Source organism: Pseudomonas wayambapalatensis (assembly GCF_049942315.1).
Taxonomy (GTDB): Bacteria; Pseudomonadota; Gammaproteobacteria; order Pseudomonadales; family Pseudomonadaceae; genus Aquipseudomonas; species Aquipseudomonas wayambapalatensis.
Genome location: NZ_JBNFMU010000162.1, coordinates 1 through 20,801 on the forward strand (window position 1 = coordinate 1; position 20,801 = coordinate 20,801).

The following is a 20,801-nucleotide window of genomic DNA, read 5'->3' on the forward strand; positions in this document are numbered from 1 at the left end:
CGCCTTTGCCAAACCCTCAAGGTGCATCCCAGCGGCTACTACGCTTGGCTGGCCGAGCCTCAATCTGCCCGAGCCAAAGAAGATCAGCGCCTGCTTGGCTTGATCAAGCAGGCCTGGTTAGAAAGCGGCGGCGTGTATGGCTATCGCAAGATTCACGATGACCTGCGAGAGCTAGGAGAGATCTGTGGGCGAAATCGAGTCGGTCGCTTGATGCAGGCAGAGGGGCTGCGTTCGCAAACGGGCTATCGCCGTCGTACTGGGTTTTATGGCGGAAAACCAAAAGCGGCATCGCCCAACCATCTGGCCAGGCAGTTCAAGGTCAGTGAGCCGAATAAGGTCTGGGTGACCGATATCACCTACATCCGCACCTACGAAGGGTGGCTGTATCTGGCGGTAGTGCTGGTTCTGTTCTCTCGCCAAGTCATTGGTTGGTCAATGAAGCCCAGGATGAGCAGCGACCTAGCCATCGACGCCATGCTGATGGCCGTGTGGCGACGCAAGCCACAGCAGCAAGTGATGATTCACTCAGACCAAGGCAGTCAGTTCAGTAGCTCAGATTGGCAAAGCTTCCTGAAAGCCAACAATGTGATCAGTAGCATGAGCCGAAGGGGAAACTGCCACGACAATGCCGTAGCCGAGAGCTTTTTCCAGCTTTTGAAGCGGGAGCGAATCCGACGAAAGATCTACGCGACGCGTGACGAAGCCCGAAGTGATATTTTCGATTACATCGAGATGTTCTATAACCCCAAGCGTCGACACAGCAGTGCTATGCAGCTGTCGCCAGTAGAGTATGAGAAACGCTATTTTCTGAGCTTGGAGAGTGTCTAGTGAACCAGGGGCGATTCACGCATCACCATCACAAGTTTGATCTGAGGCCAGCTACTTCTAATAAGGAGCAGCCTCGTGGATTCAGAAGCTTAATCCGCGCAAGGACCTGGACCAGCGTGAAGGAGAAATGCCGTACGCCTTCTTGAAATGCTTGGACATGTGACTCTGATCGAAGAAGCCCGCTGCAACCGCGGCGTCCGTGAGATTCATGCCGCCAAGGATGAATGTCTTGACGCGATCCAGGCGCCGCATGGTCAGGTAACGGTGAGGACTGGTGCCAAAGTAGGCTCGGAAGTCCTTGGACAAGCTCCAGCGATCCCTGTTTGCGCAGGCGGCAAGGTCATCCAGAGTAATGCTCTGCTCCACGCAATCGTCCATGAACTCTCGCGCGCGACGCGCTGCACCGTAGTCGTGGAGCATTTTGGGCACCGGGCATTTGCAGACTGTCTGCAGAACGCTGACCAGGCCGAACAGTGAGTCGTCCTCTTCGAGCGGGTCCAAGTGGTGGTCCATGGCCGACAAGATGGCATCCGTGGCTGCCGCCAACCGTGGGTCTTGTGAAATGCCGCCCTGTAAGAAAGGTAAAGGTTTCCCGTTCAGGATCTCCTGAACCAGCGCTGGTGTGATGTAAAGCATCCTGTACCGAAAACCGGAAGATGAACCTGCGTGACCATCATGCTCTTCGTCCGGATGCAGGACGAGTGTCTCCCCGGGAAGGCTGTTTCTGTTGGCACCGCGGTATTTGAAGCTTTGCACGCCTGAAAGCGTTCGGCCTATGGCATAGGTGTCGTGACGATGCGGGTCGAAGCCGTGGGCACTGAAATAAGCTTCCAATCGCTCTATTTTGGAGGACTGTGGTGCATGCTTCACCCAGTCCATGGAAGAAGGAAGTTCTGTCATGAGTCCACCATTCAATAAAACAAACGATCGACAGGACAATTCTCGAAACCAGAAGTGTCTGACGCTCGCGTCCATGCTTTCAGATCCAAACTTGAGCTAGTATAAGAGTCTCAGACTGTCCCTAGTATGAAACTTTCAAGTAAAGCCTAGCGTCTACGGCCGCAAGATGACCGACCCGGTGCTGGATCGGCTTTCCAGCAGTCGATGGGCATCTGCCGCTTGTTCGAGTGGTAAGCAGGCACCGATGCGTACCTGGAGGCCATGGCGGATTTCGTCGAACAGTTCAGCGGCCAGGCTGCGCAGTGAGCGTGCGTCAGCGATATAGTCAAACAGTATTGGCCGGCTCACCGTCACCGAGCCCGCTTTGGCCAAGTCCGCAAGATTTACGCCTTCCACCGGCCCTGATGCGTTGCCAAAACTGACAATGTGGCCAAGGCGGGATACGGATGCTAGGGATTTCGACCACGTCGTCCTCCCCACCGAGTCATAGACAACATTTGCCCCTTTGCCGTGGGTCAGCACGCGCACCGTGGAAGTGAAGTCGCTGTCAGCGAGCACTGCATGGGCAGCGCCCAGGTTGCAGATGAGATCGGCCTTTGCCGTTGAGGAGACTACTCCGATCAACTTGATATCCCGACGAGCCGCAAGTTGGCACGCCAGCGATCCCACACCGCCCGCTGCTGCATAGAACAAGACGGTATCATCGCGCGTCGGTGCCGCAACCCGAGTCAACAGCGCAACCGCTGTCAGCCCCTTGAGCAAGCCGCCTGCGGCGATATCGAACGAAATGTCGGCTGGAAGAGGTACCAGCTTTGCCTGGTCCACCACGTGGTAAGTCGAGTATGCACCCAGTGCCGACTGTACATAGGCAACGCGATCACCTACAACGAAGTCATGTACGTCTGCACCTACGGCAATGACGACACCGGCCCCCTCCGTACCTAGACCGCTGGGTAGGGCGGGAGGCGGATAAAGGCCTGAGCGGAAGTACGTATCGATGTAGTTAACGCCGATGGCGTGGTTGCGCACCAGGACCTCGGTACCTGTGATCGCGTCAATGGCTGTGTCACCGAGGCGCAATGCCTCAGGCCCACCGTGGTGATTTATATAGACCTTTAGCGTCTTCATACACAAATTCCTAGCGCAGTGTCGAATACAACAGGTAAGTGGCGAAAGCGCCGAGCGTCATTGAAAACACTTTAGGCATACAGGTGTTCAGGGTGCGCGACTTCACGGTCGTGACCATGCTGCCGAACATCACCCAGCCGAACCCGATCGGTGCCAGAATCAAAAGGAAGGAACAAAGCGCGTATGCATAGAGATGCGCTGTCGAAAACACTTCTTTGGGAAAAATGGCCGATGCGAACAGCAACGCTTTCGGGTTCATGAGTGTTGCCAGAAAGAGCGCGCTAATACCTACGGGGCGGCGCGCGTGCGTAGCCGATGCCACAGGGGTCGACCACAGCTTGAATGCGAGGCACGCCAGATAGACGGAACATAGCAACTTGACTGCAACCAACACACCCGGCATGCGCGTTGCTACTGACAGCAGTACGAACCCCCAGATTGTAATTGCTACACTGTAACCGGCTGCTTCAGCCAGGAGCAAAGGTGCGGTGCGAATCGCCCCCACCGAGTAGCCGGAGGACATCAATAGAGTATTGGTTGGGCCCGGCATGAGTAGCACAAGGGAAGTCGCCGCGAAAATCGTGGAGAAAATTACGTAGAAGTCCATTTCCTTGCTTTCCTAGTCGGCAATGCGCAAAACGTATTCTTTGATATGAGCGAGTACTGACGGCGCATGTTGATTGAAGAAAAAATGATCTCCGGAATACAGTTGTCTTTCGAAAGATGCTGTTGTTTTGTGGCGCCATGCCTCTAGACCAACTACCGAGACCGATGGATCGCAGTCGCCGCCTAGCGCAATGACTGGAATTGAGATCGGGTCCGCATCTGCCAGGTTGATGCTTTCTGCCAGGGTGAAATCGTCGCGTAGAATCCCTAGTGCAATAGCGCGCAGCCCTGGGTTGGCCATGACCGTGGCGGGCAAGCCGCCTAGGCTGTCGATAAATGCCAGGAATGATTCATCCGTGTAGGTCTCGGTATTGCGGCGGTCATTTACGGATGCCGAACAAGCACAGGCGATGAGGCTGCGGATATTTGCCTGGGTATCATCTCGTAGGCACTGCGCGGCGAATGCGTGAGCTACTCCTGCCCCGAGGCTGTAGCCGAAGAGGTGAACTGGAGGGCCTTGCAGCAAGGGCGCCAGTTCATCGTTCAACATTTGCAGCAAGGGCTCGATCCGCCGCAGCCGGGGCTCCGAATAGCGTCCTTCGCGGCCCGGCAACTGAATGGCGCACACTTCGATCTCTTCACCCAGTAATTCTTGCCAAGGTCTGAAGTAAGAGGCCCCTCCACCACCATAGGGGAAGCACAGGAGCCGGGCGCGCGGCGATGGCTGGGGTGTACATTGAACCCAGGTGTTCGCGGTACTCATATCGATGCCTCAGTTCCCAGCTGCGTCAATGGCGCTGAGAAATAGGCATCACCACCCGCCTCCAGCCAGTCCCGTCGTGGAGGACTGAATACGTCCACGTCAATGGTGTCTTCTAGGCACACTGCGGTGTGAGGGACATTGGCGGGTAGATGAAGGATATCGCCCGCCGACAACACAGCAGTGTTTTCCATTTGATGGCCATAGGTGAACGTGATTTTACCTTTGATTATGTAAGTCATCTGTTCGTTGGGATGAGCATGAGCCTGGACACTTGCGCCCTTGGCCATGGTCAAGCGCACCATCATGACGTTGTCGCCCCAGACAATTTGTCTATCGATTCCTTCGGTGACGCGTTGTGTCGACACCTCATCCCAATTGATCGCGCCCACTGGTGGTTTACCCTGCATACACGTTCCCTGTCTGCATGTGGATGTAGAAGTCATAGAACATGAACGCTGCGCATACGGCCAACGCGACGCCCATCAGGCGGTTGAACAGCTCAAAGTACGAGTCCTTGGTGATTCGCCTTCCGAGCACTGCGCCCAAGAACGAATACACGCTTGGTGCACCAGCGCCACCTAGGGCGATCAATGCCGAAACCGCAGCAATGCTGGCTCCGGTGATGTGCGCGGCTGGGAACATGACAGTAGTGATGGGTAAAACGACCATCATCCCCTTAGGATTAAGGGCTTGGATCAGAAACCCATTCCAGAAGGACAGCGGTTTTGCTTGCTGATCGGGTTGTTCTGCGCTGGACTCCGAGAGCTTCACCTTGGAGGTGTAGACCTTGTATGCCAAGTACGCAGTGTACAGGCCGCCCACGACTGCGACATACGGCAGCACTTCTTTGGAAATGATGGCCTCTCCGGTATAACCGAACAGAATGAACAACACGAACATGGCGCAGCCAACACCGATAAAAAAACTCACGGTTTTACGGAACTGCCCGGTCAGGCCGGCATTCAACCCCATGACATTTACTGGCCCCGGGCTGTACATCACACTGAACGCGTACAAGAAGATTTCCATGGTTTTTACCTTTTATTAGTGCGCAACGCCGAGCATTGCCAAAAGTTTTGGGTAGTTGTTGGCGCAAACGGACTCATCATTTGAAGCCACTGACTTCTGCCACTGGTGCAAGCCTTTGAAAGCGCTGACCGGGTCGCCGCGGTGCAAATAATCCAGGATCGTCGCTGGCGGTACTGCGCCACCTTGGTCAAGGCGGGTGCAGAGTTGCCGAGTAGATCGCAGGAAGCTTGCGACCTGATCTATGAGTGCTTTCCTGATTACCAGCACTTTTTCAGGCGCCTCGCCAACCAGTAGAGCCAGTTCGAGTGCCTCGGAGTCTTGTTGTGTGCCGGAATACTCGACCGATTCGAGCAGTGTCAGGGGGGTGAAAGCTTCTTTGCCGCCCAGGTCGTAGATCAGTGCGCCCAGTACGCCAATGCGCTTCTTGTATTCCGCGGCATTTACCTGCAGGTGTCGTGGTTTCTCCTGCACGGTAGTCACTGCCGCTGAGAAGCACGGCAGAAACTCGACGTTAACTGCAACGCCTTTTTGTGCGTCCAGCGACAGCGTGCCTTGTCGCTTGTTCCAGTACAGTTGTGGTCCGCCGGCGCCTTGGGTTTCGCTGATATTGATACGGGCTATAACTTCGCCTGGGATACGCTTGTCTTCGTGAAGCCGAGCCACGCCTTTGCGGAGCAATACGTTTACCGTTTCGTTGTGAACCACTTGGGCTTGCTTGCCGTCCAGGAATCCCGAGCGGACGGCGTAACCTGTCTTGAGCAACGGCGCCTGGGGCAATGCGTTTTCGTCGGCAGCGGGATCTAGATTAAGTGCGAATCGGATAGGTAATCCCACTCGGCGAGCAAACTCCAGGTCGGTCAAGTTATGCGCTGGATTGACAAGAACGGCACCGGTGCCAAAGTCAGGTTTGACCCAGTCGGCTACCCACACAGACATGAGGTCTCCGGTGAGCGGATGACGTACATAGTGACCGGTGAAGTAGTTTTCTGTGTTTGCCGTCTGCTCAAGATTACGTGCAAACGGGTGGTACTTGTGGATGGCGACGGCACAGGCCGCCGTGCAGGAAGACCAGTCGGTGACGAATACGTCGAGTGTGTCACTGCGATTGTCTACTTGCAGTGTGCACAGGGCGCCACTGGACTGTCGAGCGGTTTTCTTGATCCTCGTTGTAAGGTTGTCGGGCCAGTAGGGAATAGCGTTCGAAACACAGACACTTGCTTCGCACGAGGGGCCATAAAATGCTTCGAAGACACCATTTTCTGTCTGAGTAAAATACACGTGGCCATTTTCAACCAAATGGTTGAGTTGTAGCGACAATGCAGCCATGTCAGCGGCGATGATCTGCGATTGTGTCGCACGACTGACAAACTGCGCATATAACCTGTTGCGCTTCTGACTCAAGTTCTCAGGCGCCTGAGTGTCCTCGTTGTTCAGAACGGCGAAGGTGACCATTTCAATATCTCCTAGTACAGGAAAGTGGCCGGGCGGGCCGGCCGCTTTTCTTTAATTTACAACTTCGGCTTTGGACGCACTTGCCAGATTATTCAAAGCAGAGACATTCGCGTTTCTGAACAGGGCCTCCATGCTAATATTTAGGTTGTGTTCGCGGTGCAGGCGCTCTTGGATCTCGGCCATCATCATGGAATGACCACCTACATCGAAAAAGTCCTGGTCAGCTGTAAGTTCCGGGTAGTTCAGAACTTCTGCACAAAGGCGGTGAATGGCGTTCATTATGCAAGCTCCTTGACGGACTTGTTAAAAGCGAATGCTTGTTCTCGGTTGTTTTTGTCGCGTAGCTTGTTGTGGCCAAATGTGTCTTCCCCGGAAACTAGCACTGCGGCATAGTTTTGCAGGTCGAACGTCTCGCCATGGGCGTTATATGAGTTCAGATTTGGGTAGACTCGTACATGAGTCGGTACATAACGGCTGGTAATGGCCAGTCGGGTTTCCCGCTCAGTGGTGTTGGGGTGCGAGGCATGTGCACAGGATGCGGTAAAGATCACACATTCGCCTGGCTTGAGTTCCATCTCAACTGGATTGGCGCTCTCTGGATCCCAATCCGGGTCGACCTTGAACTCGGAGAAGTCATAGCCAAAGAAACCGGTATTGGTTGCGTCGTGCTTGTACTCGCCGTTACGACCCGTAGCGACGCTCTTCTTCTCGTCGTAATAAAACTTCTTGTGCGAGCCAGGAAGGAATCGCATGCAGGCAGTTTTGATAGTGGCTGGCGTGAACGCCGTCCAAACGGTGAGGTCGATGTAGGCGTTCCAGTCGCTTTGGCTTGGTACGATCAGCGGATTGCCATCGGTATAGCTGTAGTCACGAACCTGATGCCATTCGGTCGCACGACCTCCGGGGAATTTCGAGAACCACTCTGAACGCCAGCACAGCAAGTCTGGACCAAGAATGCCTTTCAGGTATTTAATGATGGTCGGGTGCATAATATGGCTGCTCAGTTCGGGGATGTCGAAGTGGCGGTCATAGTTCATATTGTTGTCGTACAGAATGTGCGAGCGGTTCTGGTTGTTGGCGCGAAGCGAACGCAGGATCTCTGCAGCTTCTTCCGGCTCGTACAATTTGATTGGGCCGATAAATCCGTCGCGCTCAAATTTTTCGATATCCGATTTGATATCGTCGGTGATTACAGCATTGGCCGGCAGGCCAGTGGTTGCCTCTATGGCATTGTTTGCTGAGCTCATTATGCTCTCCTTGCTAATTAAGCGATGGTTGGGATGGTCAGGCGCGTTGTTCAATCGATGCCAATAGAGCGGTACGGTCTACTTTTCCATTTTGCGTCAGCGGAAAATCCCGTACGTGGACATACTTTTGTGGATGCATATACCGGGGCAGCACTTGGTTAAGGGCCAGGCCCATCTCCCGGGAGTTGGGTTGTTGGCTCTCGGTCGCCACGAATGCAGTCAGCACGGCATCATTGGCGGCTTGGTCGGTCACGGCCAGGACGATGACTTCGTCGGAAGGCGCCAGCACCGAGCGAAGGCCATTTTCGACATCCGCCAAGTTGACCAGCATGCCGCGCACTTTCACCTGACTGTCTTTCCTGCCGATGCAGACCACCCGTCCGTCCTCTAGGCGGCGAGCGTAATCGCCGGTGAAATAGGCCGGTTGGAGCTGGCCATCGATGGTGACGGGTTTGAATCGCTCGGCCTGCAACCCGGGGTTGTTCAGGTATCCTGGACCAACGCCGCTACCACCGATGACGATTTGACCGGTCTCACCTGGCGCAACGGGATGCCCGTGATCGTCCAGGATTTCGACGCAGCAGTTACCCACGGGCTCGCCCATGGGAATGCCATGTTCCAGATAGCTATCGAAATCATTCATCCGGTACGACGTAGCGACATCGGTGCACTCTGCCACGCCATATTGGTGAATGAAGTTGCACTTGCGTCCTTCGTTCTGCGCCCAGGCCATGATCCGCCGTGTTGATAAGGCTTCACCGCCAATGAAAAGGTAGCGCAGGCTGTCGAGCTGTATGCTGGTCCCCCCTGCGGCGAGGATGAGGTAAAGCGAGCTGGGAGCCAGATGCAACGTCTGGATCTGGTGTTCGGCAATTGTGGCAGCGGCTTCGTAAGGATCGAAAATGGATCCAGGAAGAATCGACAACGTGGCGCCGCTATAGAGTGGAGTGACTAGGCTGCGCTGAGAAATATCGAAACCGAATGCCGACACCAGCAGGTTGTTTGAGTCAGGCCCGAGACCATATTCACTGACCAGCCATTGCGCGAGATTGGCCCAGCTACCGTGAGTGATAGCGACAGCCTTGGGCGTACCGGTCGTGCCTGAGGTGAAGACGGTGTAACAGAGGTCGTTTGCTTTCGCCTGATGGTTGAACGGAACCAGGTCTACGCTTTTTAAGCGCTCGCGCAGCCCTCCGATCTCCATGACATTTACGTCAGTTCCCTGCAGCTGCGCTTCTGTTTCAGTTGATGCGAAGACCAGTTTGAGGTTTACCAACTGGCTCAGCATCAACGCCAGGCGAGCCGGAGGATTGGCTTTATCCAGCGGCACGTATGCGGCACCTGATTTCAGAATGCCCAGCAGGCAAACTACAGTGGCAATCGACGGTTGGAAGCAAATACCCACTAGGTCGCCGCGACCGATGCCGTTGGCATTGAGGTAAGCAGCTAGTCGGGCTGATTCCTCGTTGAGCTGAGCATAGCTGAGTGCCTGATCTGCGCAGCGAACTGCGATAGCAGAAGGTGATTTGACGGCCCACTGTTCGACCATCTCATGAATCAGGGGCGTGCGTGGGCCCTGCGACAATAATGCAGTCATTTACACAATGTCCGTTTTTAATTAAGCGTTAACAGTCTTCGCCATACCGGCAGCAACTTCGACGATAATATCCTCTTGGCCAGCGACCAATTCTCTTAGGCTCAGCTGCTCGTAGAGTTCGAATTCATTTACATTGAACTGTGCTGCAGCGCGTCGTACGTGAGGTACGAAACCGGAGAACAAACCATGCAGTCCACTCGCGATATTGGCGCTGGGTATATGTGGTGTAGTGCAATCCAGGTAAGCGTCGGCTAGCGCAGACAATCGTGCTGCATTTTCAAACGTGCAGCGGGTCTGCATACCGTACCGTGCCAACACCGCAATCAGCGGTTCAAGCTGTGTGTTGCCTGCCCCGGCACCGAATCCTTTAATACAGGCGTCGATAATCGACACGCCTTCTTCCACGGCTGCCAGCGAGTTTGCGACTGCAAGGCTCAGGTTGTTATGGGCGTGAAAGCCTAACGGGAGCGATGTTACCTGTAGCATTGCATCAATCTTTCGACGAACCTCGTCAGGCGTCATATAGCCTGCACTATCCATAAGAATGATGGCGTCGGCACCGTAGCTGTCGAGCAGTCGGACCTGAGCAGTCAGGTCTTGGTAACTGGCCATGTGTGACATCATTAGAACGCCGTAAGCGGTCCGGTCGTTATTTTTCACCATCTCGATGTAGGGAGCGGTGATATTCGCCTCAGTGCAGTGACAGGCGATGCGGAATACGTCTACACCTTTACTAATCGCCTCACGCAGGTCGGTTGCTTTGCCGAACCCAGGGATGAAGTGCACACCCAATTGCGCTTGCTTCACCGATGCGCGCGCGATCTCCAGCACCTGTGCATCGCTAACCTTGCTATGCCCGAGAAGTGCGGACGATCCGCCCAGACCATTACCGTGGCCAACCTCAATGATGTCAATGCCGGCTGCGTCCGCGTCTGCGGCATAGCGGGCAATCTGCTCTTCGCTAAGCTGATGGCGAACGCTATGGTTTCCGTCACGAAGGGTGGCGTCACTGATGAGAATCATGCCACACTCCTCTGCGGATTAATTACGCGATGCTCTGCCACAGCGATGGCCGCGCAATTGATAATGTCCAAATTACCGGCATACGGTGGGAGGTAGTCCCCACTGCCTTGCACGGTCACGCTCAATGCAAGGCAGCCTTTAGTCTGAACCGGTTCTAGCACCAACTCGTAACCAGGCACGTAAGTGCGGACGCGCTCAACCATCTCGTTAACACTATCGCGCACGGCTTGCAGGTCGCCGTATTCACCCTTGGCGAAAACCGTGGTTTGCATGGTAATGCCTGGTTTGGCGGGGTTGATATTCAGGATCGCTTTGACTTGGCGAGCTCCCGTGAATTTCGCTAGAGCATGTTCTGTTGTGACCATGTACTCGTTGATGTTTTCGCGGGTCGCCATGCCTGCGCTGTTTGCAGCAATTGTGGATGCCACTTCTATGTAATCCAGCGATGTGAAGGCGCGTGACAGGGCGTAGGCCAGCGGAATGCTCGCTTGCCCACCGCATGTCACGAGGTTCACATTGCTTGCGGAGGTCATCTGATTCAGGTTTATTGATGGCACACACAATTGACCGATCTTCGCGGGTGTCATGTCGATGGCAAGCAAGTCCGCCTTTTTGAACACCTCATTGTTGGCTAGGTGTCCTTTCGCAGAGGTAGCGTCGAAGACAATGTCGAATTCATTAATATGGCGTGCGAGGTAATCGATTCCTTCGTCAGAAGTCTCGATACCCGCCTCTTTGGCCCTGGCCAAGCCACTGCTGTCTTTATTACGACCGACCACGACTGACAGATCCAGATGAGGGGAGCGGATAGCCTTGTACATCAGGTCTATCCCGATACTCCCCGACCCTATGATGGCAGCTCTTTTGCGATGCATTGGTAGCCTCATGCAGTTAATGCGCAGGAAAACGTCCTTGGCATCCTTTCTTCGAGGCGGGCTTGGTTGCGTGCGACTGAAACCTTTCGCCTCAGAAAAGATCTTGTCTAGACGTTACCGAAGCGTTTTCTGCATCGCTTGTACGTTTGTGGTTGAGCGTCAAAAAAAATGGCTTATCGCCATCCTCTGCAACCTTGGGCGATTGCTTCTATCGGCTGTGGGAGGTAGACGAGAGGCGGGCTTTCTTCCGGGCGGCCAAGTGTGCAAGATCCGTCGAATTTCGCCCTCTACCTTCCGCCGAGCATCACGAGGGGTAGCTTGTGGCGCACGACTTGACGCAGACCAGCAGGAGCGAATGTATGCGTCCGGCCAACACACCTTCCTGACGTAACCGCCGAAGGCCATGGTGTCCACCTAATTTAAGTGGACACCATTTCTGGCCTATCAAGCGGATTTTCCATGCACCCTCAGCGCCGCACCTACAGCAAATCCTTCAAAGCCCAAGTCATTCAGGAGTGTTCCGGGCCCGATGCCTCCATCGCCAACATCGCCTTGGGTTACAGCCTCAATACTAACCTCGTGCACAAATGGATTGGTGCTCGGCATTCATGGCCAGCCACGGGCGACCTTTAGCTACCAAGAGAATGTTCAGGGCTTTCCCAGGCTGAAGAATTTCAATGCATTTTTTGATGGACGCTCACCCCCCATCGCAGACCAACTTGCCGTTCCGGGTGTCCAGGAAGTTGCGCGCATGTTCGCCGGCACGGCTTGGGCTGAAATCGTAAACCACAGCTTTGAGCGCCGAAAACGGCGTCGTGCTGTGGGCCCAGACATAGGCTCGATGGGTTTTCTTCTCGCCCGGCGTAAGCATTTGCACCGGTGTTTCATCAGCGTGAATCACGCCTTGGTTCAGCACGGCTTCACGCAGTGCATCGACCAGCGGCTGGAGCCGCACACCGGTTTGTCCGACCCACTGGGCCAAGGTCGAGCGAGCGATGGCCGGCCCGGCGCGACCAAAGATTTTCTCCTGCCGGTACAGCGGCAAGTGATCGGCAAACTTGGCCACCATGACGTGGGCCAGCAGGCCTGCGGTCGGGATACCTTTGTCGATAACCTGCGCCGGCACCGGCGCCTGGATCAGTGTTTCGCACTGACGGCAGGCCCATTTGCCACGCACATGTTGCTCGACAGTAAACATATCCAGGATGATCTTGGTCCTGTAAAAGTCGAGTTCTTTGACAGTGAAAGTCCGGGATGCTGGATTCATCCAGCGGAATAGGACTGACCGACCAAGGCGGGAGCGCGCTGCGTCGATAGGCCTCCAGGCCGCGTCGATGCTGGCGGCGACAGTTTTAATTCTCTGTGGCATCAGTCCGACTAGCTGTTTGGGGTGGTTGCGACAGTTTTGCGCTTTCTCCCAAAAAGCGCTGCAGGCCCTGAAACACGTGGCCTGTCAGCGACAGTTTTAATTCTCTAAATTCAGGTTTTGCGAAGCTATATGGGCCGCTGACACGGCCCATATAGCACTACCAATGTCTATCCACGCTCTTGCCTGCTGATTCCACAGGTAATCCGTTCGATGTGATTACTGCGTTTTCACAAAGCCTGGGCCCATTGCGGACAATCCGGCCTCACCCGAATATGTCCGCTTGCAGCCTTCCTCCAGTCATTCAGGTCAAATGGCGCTGCGTTTCAAGAACGCCTCGATAATGCTTGCGAAATGTGGCGGGCACTCCTGCATCGGATAATGACCGCAGTTAGGAATCACGTGCAGCTCTGCGTTCGGATGCCATGCGAGAAAAGTACGCGTCATTGCCTCCGAATCCAGTCCGGGATCCTTATCACCGATGATGACCAAATAGGGTGTTTCAAGGCCCCGAACGTCATCGACGAAGTTCGCCGTGATCAGCATTTCGAGGTATCGCGCCCGGCAAGCAGGTGCGACCGTGTCGCGACTTTGTCGGACCTTGCGATTAGCCCAACCATCGGAAAGACCTCCAGTGACGAATTTGAACAAGCGCCGAAGCGCATCGTCGTCTTCTATCGTGCTTGCAAAGAAAGCTAGAGCGTCCGGACTCAAGCGATTGCCAGCGGCGGAAATGGGACACACCGCGATCGCGCTCGTGACGCGCGATGGCGTATCAGCAGCAATGCGTTGCGTGATCATCCCGGTCGGAAGAGTTGAGTTATATAATAAACAAGGTAAGCATTTAGGAGAGTTTGACTCTGTATCTGGTAATCAAACAAGACCCGCTGTTCCTGGTCGAACTACCCCAAAGTGAGGAGTCGTTATAATGTATATTTCTTTGACAGGTTTTCTGAAAGACGATAGTCTTTATGATTCATTAAAGTTCCGCTTGCGCATTCCATCTCTGAATGAAAAAGATGTTATGAAGCTCTTGAATTGGCAGTCTCTTGAGGCTGAGTCGGACGGTGAGCTTCCTCTGTCTGATGAACAAGCAGAAAAAATATTTTCTTTACTTGGCAATCCGAAGCCTGAAGGATTGGACTTTTTTGTTGGAGTCCGAGCTTAGTGGTAAGAAGAAGTAATACCTTTTGACGTTTGCGCGAGTTTTAACTTAAAAACATAGGAGGCATGGGTAATTGCCTCCTATGTTTTTATTTGAGATTTAAGTGCTCGATTTATATCAAGTCCGCGCCAGCTCCCGAACATCGCCACCCCGACGCCTGCGCACCATGAAGTACGCCGCCACGATCACCAGCAAGGTCACCGCTACCAGCCAGAACTGAAAACGTGTCGCCGGATCGATCGCTTGGGTTGCCAGCACCGATACCAGCGCCAGCAGCGCAATAACGTTGGTCAGCGGGAATCCCCAAGCCCTGAATGACGTTGGGTCCACTGCTTCATGCCGAGTTTTCAGACGCATACCGACGTGGGCGAAAATGATGAAGATCCAGACGAAGATGATGAACGCACCGGTGCTCCTGGCCAGGGTCAGGAAGAGGTCACCGCCGCTGATGAAGTGCACCGCCAGAATCGTCACGCAAATGCAAAACGCCAGCGCCAGTGCATTGATCGGCACGCCCTTGGCGTTGGTCCGGGAGAACAGCGCTGGGGCGTGTCCGCGTTGGCTGAGCGAGAACATCATGCGCGAGTTAGAGAACATGAACGAGTTCATCACCGACATGAACGACACGAACAGCACCAGTTTCATGGCCACGGCTGCACCTTTGAAACCGGCGAGGGTGAACAGTGCGACATAGGGCGATGCGAGGTTGGCCTTGTCGGTCCAGGGCAGGCACAGGACGAGAATCGACACTGAGCCGACGTAGAAGAGCATGACGCGCACGATCACGCTCTTGATCGCCCGGATCACGTTGCGGCGCGGGTTCTCCGATTCGCCGGCTGCCACAGCGGCGATTTCACTGCCGCCCAGCGAGAAGATCGCCACGATCACACCAGCCATCACTGGCGACAGGCCATTGGGCATGAAGCCGCCATGGTCGGTGAGATTGACCAGGCCAGGGGCGGGGATGTTTTCCTGCCAGCCCAGCAGGATGGAGGCGCCGAGCAGCATGAAGATAAGGATGGTGACCACCTTCAGCGCCGCCAGCCAGTACTCCACTTCGGCGAACGAACGCACCGAGTAGGCGTTGCTGGCGATCAGCGTCACCAGCATGATGAAGGCGCCGACCCAGATCGGCAGCCAGGGCATGAAATCGTTGAGGATCGCGCCCAGCAGCACCGCTTCGAGGGTGATGGTCATCATCGACTTGAGCCAGTACAACCAGCCCACGGTGAACCCGGCCCAGTTGCCGAGGTAGGTGTTGGCGTAGGTCGAGAAGGAGCCGGCATCAGGATTGCGCGAGGCCATCTCGCCGAGCATGAACATCACCAGAGTGACGATGATGCCGCCGATCACGTAAGACAGGATCGCGGCCGGGCCGGCCGAGGCGATCAGGCTGCCGGAGCCGACGAACAACCCGGCGCCGATCACACCGCCAAGCGCGATCATGGTGATATGCCGCTGCTTGAGGCTTTGCTTCAATCCGTTTTCTTGCATGTCCAGACGTCTCTTATTATTGGAAGGAACCGGCAACGTCCTTCGAGCGGCAACCGCTCGAGGACCTACCTGCACGGGGCGATGCCATTAATCGAGGTCTTGCCGTGAAGCTCCCTTCAGGCAATGGCGATCCGATCCGCCACCATGGGCAAAGTGGCGTTTCATCTCAAACGAATTCTGGGCACAACATCCTGCGGATTTTTCCTGAGGCACGGCTGTTCAGGGGCGAGGTGCTCCTCACGATGGCCTGCCGGTTGGGCAGGCGCACATGGCAGTGGCCGGCCAGCACGATGTGATAGCGCGCGGTACCGGGGCGTCCGGTTCGTGGTTGACCGCCCAGCGCCCGCTGAACTGGCAGCGAAGATCCATGCTGCAGCGCGCCAGGCAGGCGGCCAACCATCCGTACGCATTCTCCACCGGGCTGGGTGTGGTAGAGATCACCATCGGCCTGTTGGTGCTGGGCTCGGTCCTGACCTGCCTGACACCCGTGGTGACCTTGTCGTTCCTGGTGACCACGCCCGAGGCCTGGGTGGCGAACCTGGGCGATGCGCGGTTCGGGTTTCCCTACCTGTCGGGGGGCGGGCGCCTGGTGCTCAAGGATGTGCTGATGCTGTCGGGAGTTGTGGTGATGGTCGCCGATTCGGCCCGCCAGGTTTTGTACCAAGTCGCCGCGAGAAATAGGCTCACAAATTCTTAGGATAAATCCTTCATTTCCTACGGATTGTGTCAATGTTTCCCTACAGAGCTTTGTCGTATCGTCGGTTGTTTTTTCAACAAGGACGAAGCTCATGCAAACACTGGAACGCGTGCTCGACATACAGCCGCTCGAGGCGGCTGAAATCACCCTTCAACTCAATGGCCAGGCGGTGCAGGCCGCCGAAGGCGAGACGGTACTCAGCGTACTCAACGCCGTTGGCCTGCGCCGTCTGGCGCAGAACGATCATGGCCAGCCAGCTGGCGCCTTCTGCGGCATGGGCGTGTGCCATTGCTGTCTGGTGGCGATCGACGGACGGCCCAAGCGCCGTGCCTGTCAGACGGTAGTCCGCCATGGAATGCGGGTAGAGACCGAGGTCAACCGCGTTGTCGAGGGGGCGCAGTCATGAGCTTGCGCCCAGTGATCGTCGGCGGTGGCTCGGCCGGCATGGCGGCGGCCATCGAACTGGCCGAGCAGGGTGTCGATTGCCTACTGTTCGATGAAGCGTCGCGTCCGGGTGGCGTGGTCTATCGCGGGCCGCTGCGCGCCGGTGTCGACCTGGGTTACCTGGGGGCGCGCTACAGCAAGGCGCTACAGACATTGCATGAGGATTTCGCCGCCAACGCCGAGCACATCGACCTGCGCCTCAACCATCGTGTGGTTGGCGGTGATACCGAGCGCCTTATGGTGCTCGATGCCGACGAGCAACTGCACGAGATCGACTATTCCCATCTGCTGCTGTCGGCCGGCTGCCATGAGCGCAATGTGCCGTTCCCCGGCTGGACGCTGCCTGGCGTGATGCTGCTGGGCGGGCTGCAGTTGCAGATCAAGAGCGGTGCGGTCAAGCCACTGGGCAGCACTTTGATCGCAGGGACCGGTCCACTGCTGCCGCTGGTGGCCTGCCAACTGCATGCGGCTGGCGCCAAGGTTGCCGGAGTCTATGAGGCCTGCGCCTTCAACCGTATCGCCAAGGAAAGCCTGGCGCTGCTGAATAAACCGCAGCTGTTTCTCGACGGCCTCAGCATGCTGGCGTACATGAAGCTCAACGGCATTGCGATGCACTATGGCTGGGGCTTGGTCAGCGCCAGTGGTGAAGGTGAACTGCGCGAAGTCAGCCTTGCGCCCTATGGCCAGGATTGGAAAGCCGACATGAGCCGCGTGCGGCGCGAGCCGGTGGACACCTTGGCAGTCGGCTATGGCTTCATCCCGCGCACCCAGCTCAGCCAGCAGTTGGGGCTAACGCATGGGTTCAGCGACGACGGCTACCTGCGCGCGGTATGCAATGTCTGGCAGCAGAGCAGCCAGGCGCATATCCACCTGGCCGGCGACATGGGTGGTATCCGTGGTGGCGAGGCAGCGATGCTGACCGGGCGCATCGCTGCGGTGTCGATCCTGCAGCAGCGTGGAGTGCTCGACGCTAACCAGGCCATCGAGCGGCGCGAGCGATACCTGGGCAAGCTGGCTGCGATCACGCGCTTCAGAGCGGGTGTCGAGCGCTATACCCAACGTGGCGCAGCGCAGATCGAGCTGCCGCAGGCCGACACGGTGATCTGCCGCTGCGAGCACGTCACCCGCAGCGATATCGACCTGGCGCTCGAGCAAGGCGTGCAGGACATGGCCAGCCTGAAGATGCGCACCCGGGTGAGCATGGGCGACTGCCAGGGGCGCATGTGTGTGGGCTACTGCAGCGATCGCCTGCGCGCCAGTACCGGGCGGGCGGATGTCGGCTGGCTGCGACCGCGTTTCCCGATCGATCCCATCCCATTTTCCGCATTCCAGCACCTGGCCACGGAGGCCTGAGCATGAACAAGACCTATGACATCGTCATCGCCGGTGGCGGGGTGATCGGCGCTTCGTGTGCCTATCAGTTGTCCAAGCGCAAGGGGCTGAAAATCGCCCTGATCGACAGCAAGCGTCCAGGTAATGCGACACGTGCATCGGCGGGCGGCCTGTGGGCCATCGGCGAGTCCGTGGGCCTTGGGTGCGGAGTGATCTTCTTTCGCATGATGTCCTCGCGCAGCAAACGCGAGGCCCATGGCGCAGCAGTGGCAGTGGATGCGAGCACGCCGCATATCCTGCCGCAGTGCTTTTTCGACCTGGCACTGCAATCCAACGCACTTTATCCACAGCTGCACCAGGAGCTGATCGAGCGCCATGGCATGGACTTCAAGTTCGAGCGCACCGGATTGAAGTACATCATCCAGGACGATGAGGACCAACTGTACGCCGAGCACATCGTCGCGCAGATCCCGCACCTGGCGGACCAGGTGCGCTGGCTGGATCGCCAGGCACTGCGCGAGAGGGAGCCGGCGGTGAACCTGCAGGCCAAGGGGGCGCTGGAGTTCCTCTGCGATCACCAGGTCAGCCCGTTCCGTCTGGGCGATGCCTACCTGGAAGCCGCGCGGCAGAACGGCGTCGATCTGTACCTGAACACAAACATCACCGATGTGCTGCATGGGAACTCGCAGATCAAGGGTGTGCGTACTGCCGAGGCGGGGGGTTTCCATTGCCACACCTTGCTCAATGCTGCGGGGGCCTGGGCGGGCGAGCTCAGTGAGTGGGCCACCGGCACTTCGATCCCGGTCAAGCCGGTGAAAGGCCAGATCGTTCTCACCGAACGTCTGCCCAAGCTGCTCGATGGCTGCCTGACCACCAGTGATTGCTACATGGCTCAAAAGGATAATGGCGAGGTCCTGATTGGCAGCACTACGGAAGACAAGGGCTTCGATGTCAGCACTACCTTCCCCGAAATTGCCGGGTTGGTGCAGGGGGCAGTGCGTTGTGTGCCGGAACTGGCGCAGGTGAGCCTGAAGCGCACCTGGGCAGGATTGCGGCCCGGGTCGCCTGATGAACTGCCGATTCTCGGTCCTGTGGATGACGTGCCCGGCTACTTCAACGCCTGTGGACACTTCCGCACCGGGATTCTCACCTCGGCCATTACCGGCGTGCTGCTGGACAAGGTTATCCACAGCGAGCCACTGCCGCTGGACCTTACGCCTTTCCTGGCGAGGCGTTTCGGGCGGGCTGTGGATAAGAACTGGGCGGTGGGGTAGGGGCTCGGGCGGGCGCTCCTGCAGGCTTCGTGGTCGCTGCAGGAGCGGCCTTGTGCTCAGATCTGCATCGCCATCCCTTCCACGTTCATCGCTGCCTGGCGCAAGGCTTCGGAGCGGGTCGGATGCGGGTGGCAAGTCAGGGCGATATCCTCGGCCGAAGCGCTGAACTCCATGGCCACGCAGAACTCGCCAATCATCTCGCTGACGCTCGGCCCGACCAGATGCACACCCAGCACCTCGTCGGTCTCGGCATCGGCCAGCACCTTGGCGAAGCCTTCGGTCTCATGGTTGATCTTGGCGCGGCTGTTGGCGGTGAAGGGGAACTTGCCGACCTTGTAGGCACGGCCCTCGGCCTTGAGCTGTTCTTCGGTCTTGCCGACGCTCGCCAGTTCCGGTCGTGTGTAGATAACGCCGGGGATCAGGTTGTAGTTGACCTCATGCGCCTTGCCGGCAATGCGCTCGATGCACGACACCGCTTCGTCTTCGGCCTTGTGCGCGAGCATCGGCCCAGAGGTGACGTCGCCGATCACCCAGATGCCGGGGACCTGGGAGCGGTGGTGGTCATTGGCGAGCATGCCGCGTTTGTCGGTCTGCAGGCCGACGCTTTCCAGGTTCAGGCCTTGGGTGTACGGGCGGCGACCGATGGCCACCAGTACATAGTCGGCCTCCAGGGTTTGCGCATCGCCGCCAGCGGCAGGTTCAAGCGTCAGACTGACGCTGCTCGCCGAAGGCGTGGCCTGGGTCACCTTGCTGCCGAGCTTGAAGCTCATGCCCTGCTTGGCCAGGGCTTTTTGCAGGGTCCTGGCGGTTTCCTCGTCGGTGCCGGGGCAGATGCGGTCGAGGTATTCGATCACGGTCACTTCGGCCCCCAGGCGACGCCAGACCGAGCCCAGTTCAAGGCCGATCACGCCCGCGCCGATGACCACCAGGTGCTTGGGAACCTGGGGCAGCGACAAGGCGCCGGTGGAGTCGATGATGCGTTGGTTGTCGATATTCACCCCCGGCAGAGGGGTTGGCTCGGAGCCGGTGGCGATCACGACATCTTTGGCCTGAAGCGTGGTTTCGCTGCCATCCTCGGCCTTGACGATGACCTTGCCGACGCCGTCGAGGCGGCCCCAGCCCTTGACCCAGTCGACCTTGTTCTTGCGGAACAGATACTCGATACCCTTGGTCAGGCCGCTCACGCTTTCATCTTTCTGTTTCATCATCTGCGCCAGGTTCAGGGTCGGCTTGACCTCGATGCCCAGGTGCGCGAACTCGCTGCCGCTGGCGGCTTCGTACAATTCGGAGGCATGCAGCAGCGCCTTGGAGGGCATGCAGCCGACGTTCAGGCAGGTGCCGCCGAGGGTCGAACGTCCTTCGACGCAGGCCACGCTCAGGCCCAGCTGACCGGCACGGATGGCCGCGTTGTAGCCGCCAGGGCCGCCACCGATGATCACCACATCATAGGATTTCATGGGATTCACTCCAGGGAAGAAGATGCGCGAGAGGGCCACAAGGTTAGTCGCTGAATGGATGATTGTATACAATCTGTTGGTCGCGGTATGGCCGTTAGCATTGGACTATGGTCGCTATAAAAGG

The 20,801-nt window shown here is 57.0% G+C and carries 22 protein-coding genes and 1 pseudogene; 7 read left to right on the forward strand and 16 right to left on the reverse strand.

Annotated elements, in window-relative coordinates; all coding sequences use genetic code 11:
- Positions 1–828 (forward strand): IS3 family transposase (locus ACPZMI_RS10495; protein ID WP_426352178.1); only part of this gene is annotated, 828 nt, incomplete at its 5' end.
- An 81-nt stretch (positions 829–909) separates the two neighbouring features.
- Here the strand turns inward: ACPZMI_RS10495 and ACPZMI_RS10500 are convergent.
- The 14 genes and pseudogenes from ACPZMI_RS10500 to ACPZMI_RS10565 all read right to left on the reverse strand — a co-directional run bounded on the left by ACPZMI_RS10500 (position 910) and on the right by ACPZMI_RS10565 (position 13,615).
- Complete coding sequence (locus ACPZMI_RS10500) at positions 910–1,728, reverse strand: AraC family transcriptional regulator (RefSeq protein WP_426352179.1); 819 nt, start codon at positions 1,726–1,728, stop codon at positions 910–912.
- Between the two features lie 153 nt (positions 1,729–1,881).
- Positions 1,882–2,856 carry a quinone oxidoreductase family protein gene (locus tag ACPZMI_RS10505; protein WP_426352180.1) on the reverse strand — a complete coding sequence of 325 codons (975 nt, stop codon included), beginning with the start codon at positions 2,854–2,856 and terminating at the stop codon, positions 1,882–1,884.
- Positions 2,857–2,866: 10 nt separating this feature from the next.
- Positions 2,867–3,463 carry a LysE family translocator gene (locus ACPZMI_RS10510; protein WP_426352181.1) on the reverse strand — a complete coding sequence of 199 codons (597 nt, stop codon included), beginning with the start codon at positions 3,461–3,463 and terminating at the stop codon, positions 2,867–2,869.
- A gap of 12 nt (positions 3,464–3,475) precedes the next feature.
- Complete coding sequence (locus ACPZMI_RS10515) at positions 3,476–4,225, reverse strand: thioesterase II family protein (RefSeq protein ID WP_426352182.1); 750 nt, start codon at positions 4,223–4,225, stop codon at positions 3,476–3,478.
- Positions 4,222–4,632 (reverse strand): cupin domain-containing protein, encoded by a 411-nt coding sequence (locus tag ACPZMI_RS10520; RefSeq protein WP_426352183.1) that lies wholly within the window; start codon positions 4,630–4,632, stop codon positions 4,222–4,224. The genes ACPZMI_RS10515 and ACPZMI_RS10520 overlap by 4 nt, the downstream gene beginning before the upstream one ends.
- The gene (locus tag ACPZMI_RS10525) at positions 4,622–5,254 is read right to left on the reverse strand and encodes a LysE family translocator (RefSeq protein WP_426352184.1); all 633 of its coding nucleotides are present in this window, start codon (positions 5,252–5,254) and stop codon (positions 4,622–4,624) included. Before ACPZMI_RS10525 ends, ACPZMI_RS10520 begins: the two co-directional genes overlap by 11 nt.
- Before the next feature lie 15 nt (positions 5,255–5,269).
- Positions 5,270–6,706: a hypothetical protein gene (locus ACPZMI_RS10530; RefSeq protein ID WP_426352185.1), complete on the reverse strand. Its 1,437-nt coding sequence runs from the start codon at positions 6,704–6,706 to the stop codon at positions 5,270–5,272.
- Between the two features lie 51 nt (positions 6,707–6,757).
- Positions 6,758–6,985: an acyl carrier protein gene (locus tag ACPZMI_RS10535; RefSeq protein ID WP_426352186.1), complete on the reverse strand. Its 228-nt coding sequence runs from the start codon at positions 6,983–6,985 to the stop codon at positions 6,758–6,760.
- Complete coding sequence (locus ACPZMI_RS10540; RefSeq protein WP_426352187.1) at positions 6,985–7,953, reverse strand: chlorinating enzyme; 969 nt, start codon at positions 7,951–7,953, stop codon at positions 6,985–6,987. Before ACPZMI_RS10540 ends, ACPZMI_RS10535 begins: the two co-directional genes overlap by 1 nt.
- Positions 7,954–7,990: 37 nt before the next feature.
- Positions 7,991–9,550, reverse strand: coding sequence for an amino acid adenylation domain-containing protein (locus ACPZMI_RS10545; RefSeq protein ID WP_426352188.1), 1,560 nt, complete (start codon positions 9,548–9,550; stop codon positions 7,991–7,993).
- 21 nt (positions 9,551–9,571) lie between these two features.
- Positions 9,572–10,573, reverse strand: coding sequence for a 4-hydroxy-2-oxovalerate aldolase (gene dmpG / locus ACPZMI_RS10550; protein ID WP_426352189.1), 1,002 nt, complete (start codon positions 10,571–10,573; stop codon positions 9,572–9,574).
- A complete protein-coding gene (locus ACPZMI_RS10555) occupies positions 10,570–11,460 on the reverse strand; it encodes an acetaldehyde dehydrogenase (acetylating) (protein ID WP_426352190.1) in 891 nt (296 codons plus the stop codon). The genes dmpG and ACPZMI_RS10555 overlap by 4 nt, the downstream gene beginning before the upstream one ends.
- Positions 11,461–12,154: 694 nt before the next feature.
- Positions 12,155–12,646, reverse strand: a pseudogene (tnpC, locus tag ACPZMI_RS10560) (IS66 family transposase); the annotation flags it as partial.
- Positions 12,647–13,123: 477 nt separating this feature from the next.
- Entirely contained in the window at positions 13,124–13,615 is a 492-nt protein-coding gene (locus ACPZMI_RS10565; protein WP_288377696.1) for an alpha/beta fold hydrolase, read from the reverse strand.
- On the opposite strand from ACPZMI_RS10565, the gene ACPZMI_RS10570 reads away from it, so the two are divergent.
- Both ACPZMI_RS10570 and ACPZMI_RS10575 read left to right on the forward strand, forming a co-directional pair.
- Positions 13,599–13,730: a colicin E3/pyocin S6 family cytotoxin gene (locus tag ACPZMI_RS10570; RefSeq protein ID WP_288377697.1), complete on the forward strand. Its 132-nt coding sequence runs from the start codon at positions 13,599–13,601 to the stop codon at positions 13,728–13,730. The genes ACPZMI_RS10565 and ACPZMI_RS10570 overlap by 17 nt on opposite strands.
- A gap of 12 nt (positions 13,731–13,742) precedes the next feature.
- Positions 13,743–13,982: a pyocin S6 family toxin immunity protein gene (locus ACPZMI_RS10575; protein WP_426352191.1), complete on the forward strand. Its 240-nt coding sequence runs from the start codon at positions 13,743–13,745 to the stop codon at positions 13,980–13,982.
- Positions 13,983–14,096: 114 nt separating this feature from the next.
- On the opposite strand, the gene ACPZMI_RS10580 is transcribed toward ACPZMI_RS10575, so the two are convergent.
- On the reverse strand, positions 14,097–15,473 hold the full coding sequence (locus ACPZMI_RS10580; RefSeq protein WP_288377699.1) for an amino acid permease: 1,377 nt from the start codon (positions 15,471–15,473) through the stop codon (positions 14,097–14,099).
- A 268-nt stretch (positions 15,474–15,741) separates the two neighbouring features.
- On the opposite strand from ACPZMI_RS10580, the gene ACPZMI_RS10585 reads away from it, so the two are divergent.
- From ACPZMI_RS10585 to hcnC, 4 genes are all read left to right on the forward strand, one after another.
- Complete coding sequence (locus ACPZMI_RS10585) at positions 15,742–16,170, forward strand: DUF417 family protein (protein WP_426352192.1); 429 nt, start codon at positions 15,742–15,744, stop codon at positions 16,168–16,170.
- 91 nt (positions 16,171–16,261) lie between these two features.
- Positions 16,262–16,576, forward strand: a complete 315-nt coding sequence (hcnA, locus tag ACPZMI_RS10590; protein ID WP_288377701.1) for a cyanide-forming glycine dehydrogenase subunit HcnA — start codon at positions 16,262–16,264, stop codon at positions 16,574–16,576.
- Positions 16,573–17,967, forward strand: a complete 1,395-nt coding sequence (gene hcnB, locus ACPZMI_RS10595; protein WP_186670162.1) for a cyanide-forming glycine dehydrogenase subunit HcnB — start codon at positions 16,573–16,575, stop codon at positions 17,965–17,967. Before hcnA ends, hcnB begins: the two co-directional genes overlap by 4 nt.
- Positions 17,968–17,969: 2 nt before the next feature.
- The gene (hcnC, locus tag ACPZMI_RS10600; RefSeq protein ID WP_426352193.1) at positions 17,970–19,220 is read left to right on the forward strand and encodes a cyanide-forming glycine dehydrogenase subunit HcnC; all 1,251 of its coding nucleotides are present in this window, start codon (positions 17,970–17,972) and stop codon (positions 19,218–19,220) included.
- Positions 19,221–19,276: 56 nt separating this feature from the next.
- Here the strand turns inward: hcnC and lpdA are convergent, their stop codons facing one another.
- Positions 19,277–20,677 carry a dihydrolipoyl dehydrogenase gene (gene lpdA, locus ACPZMI_RS10605; RefSeq protein WP_288377704.1) on the reverse strand — a complete coding sequence of 467 codons (1,401 nt, stop codon included), beginning with the start codon at positions 20,675–20,677 and terminating at the stop codon, positions 19,277–19,279.
- Positions 20,678–20,801: the final 124 nt, after the last annotated feature.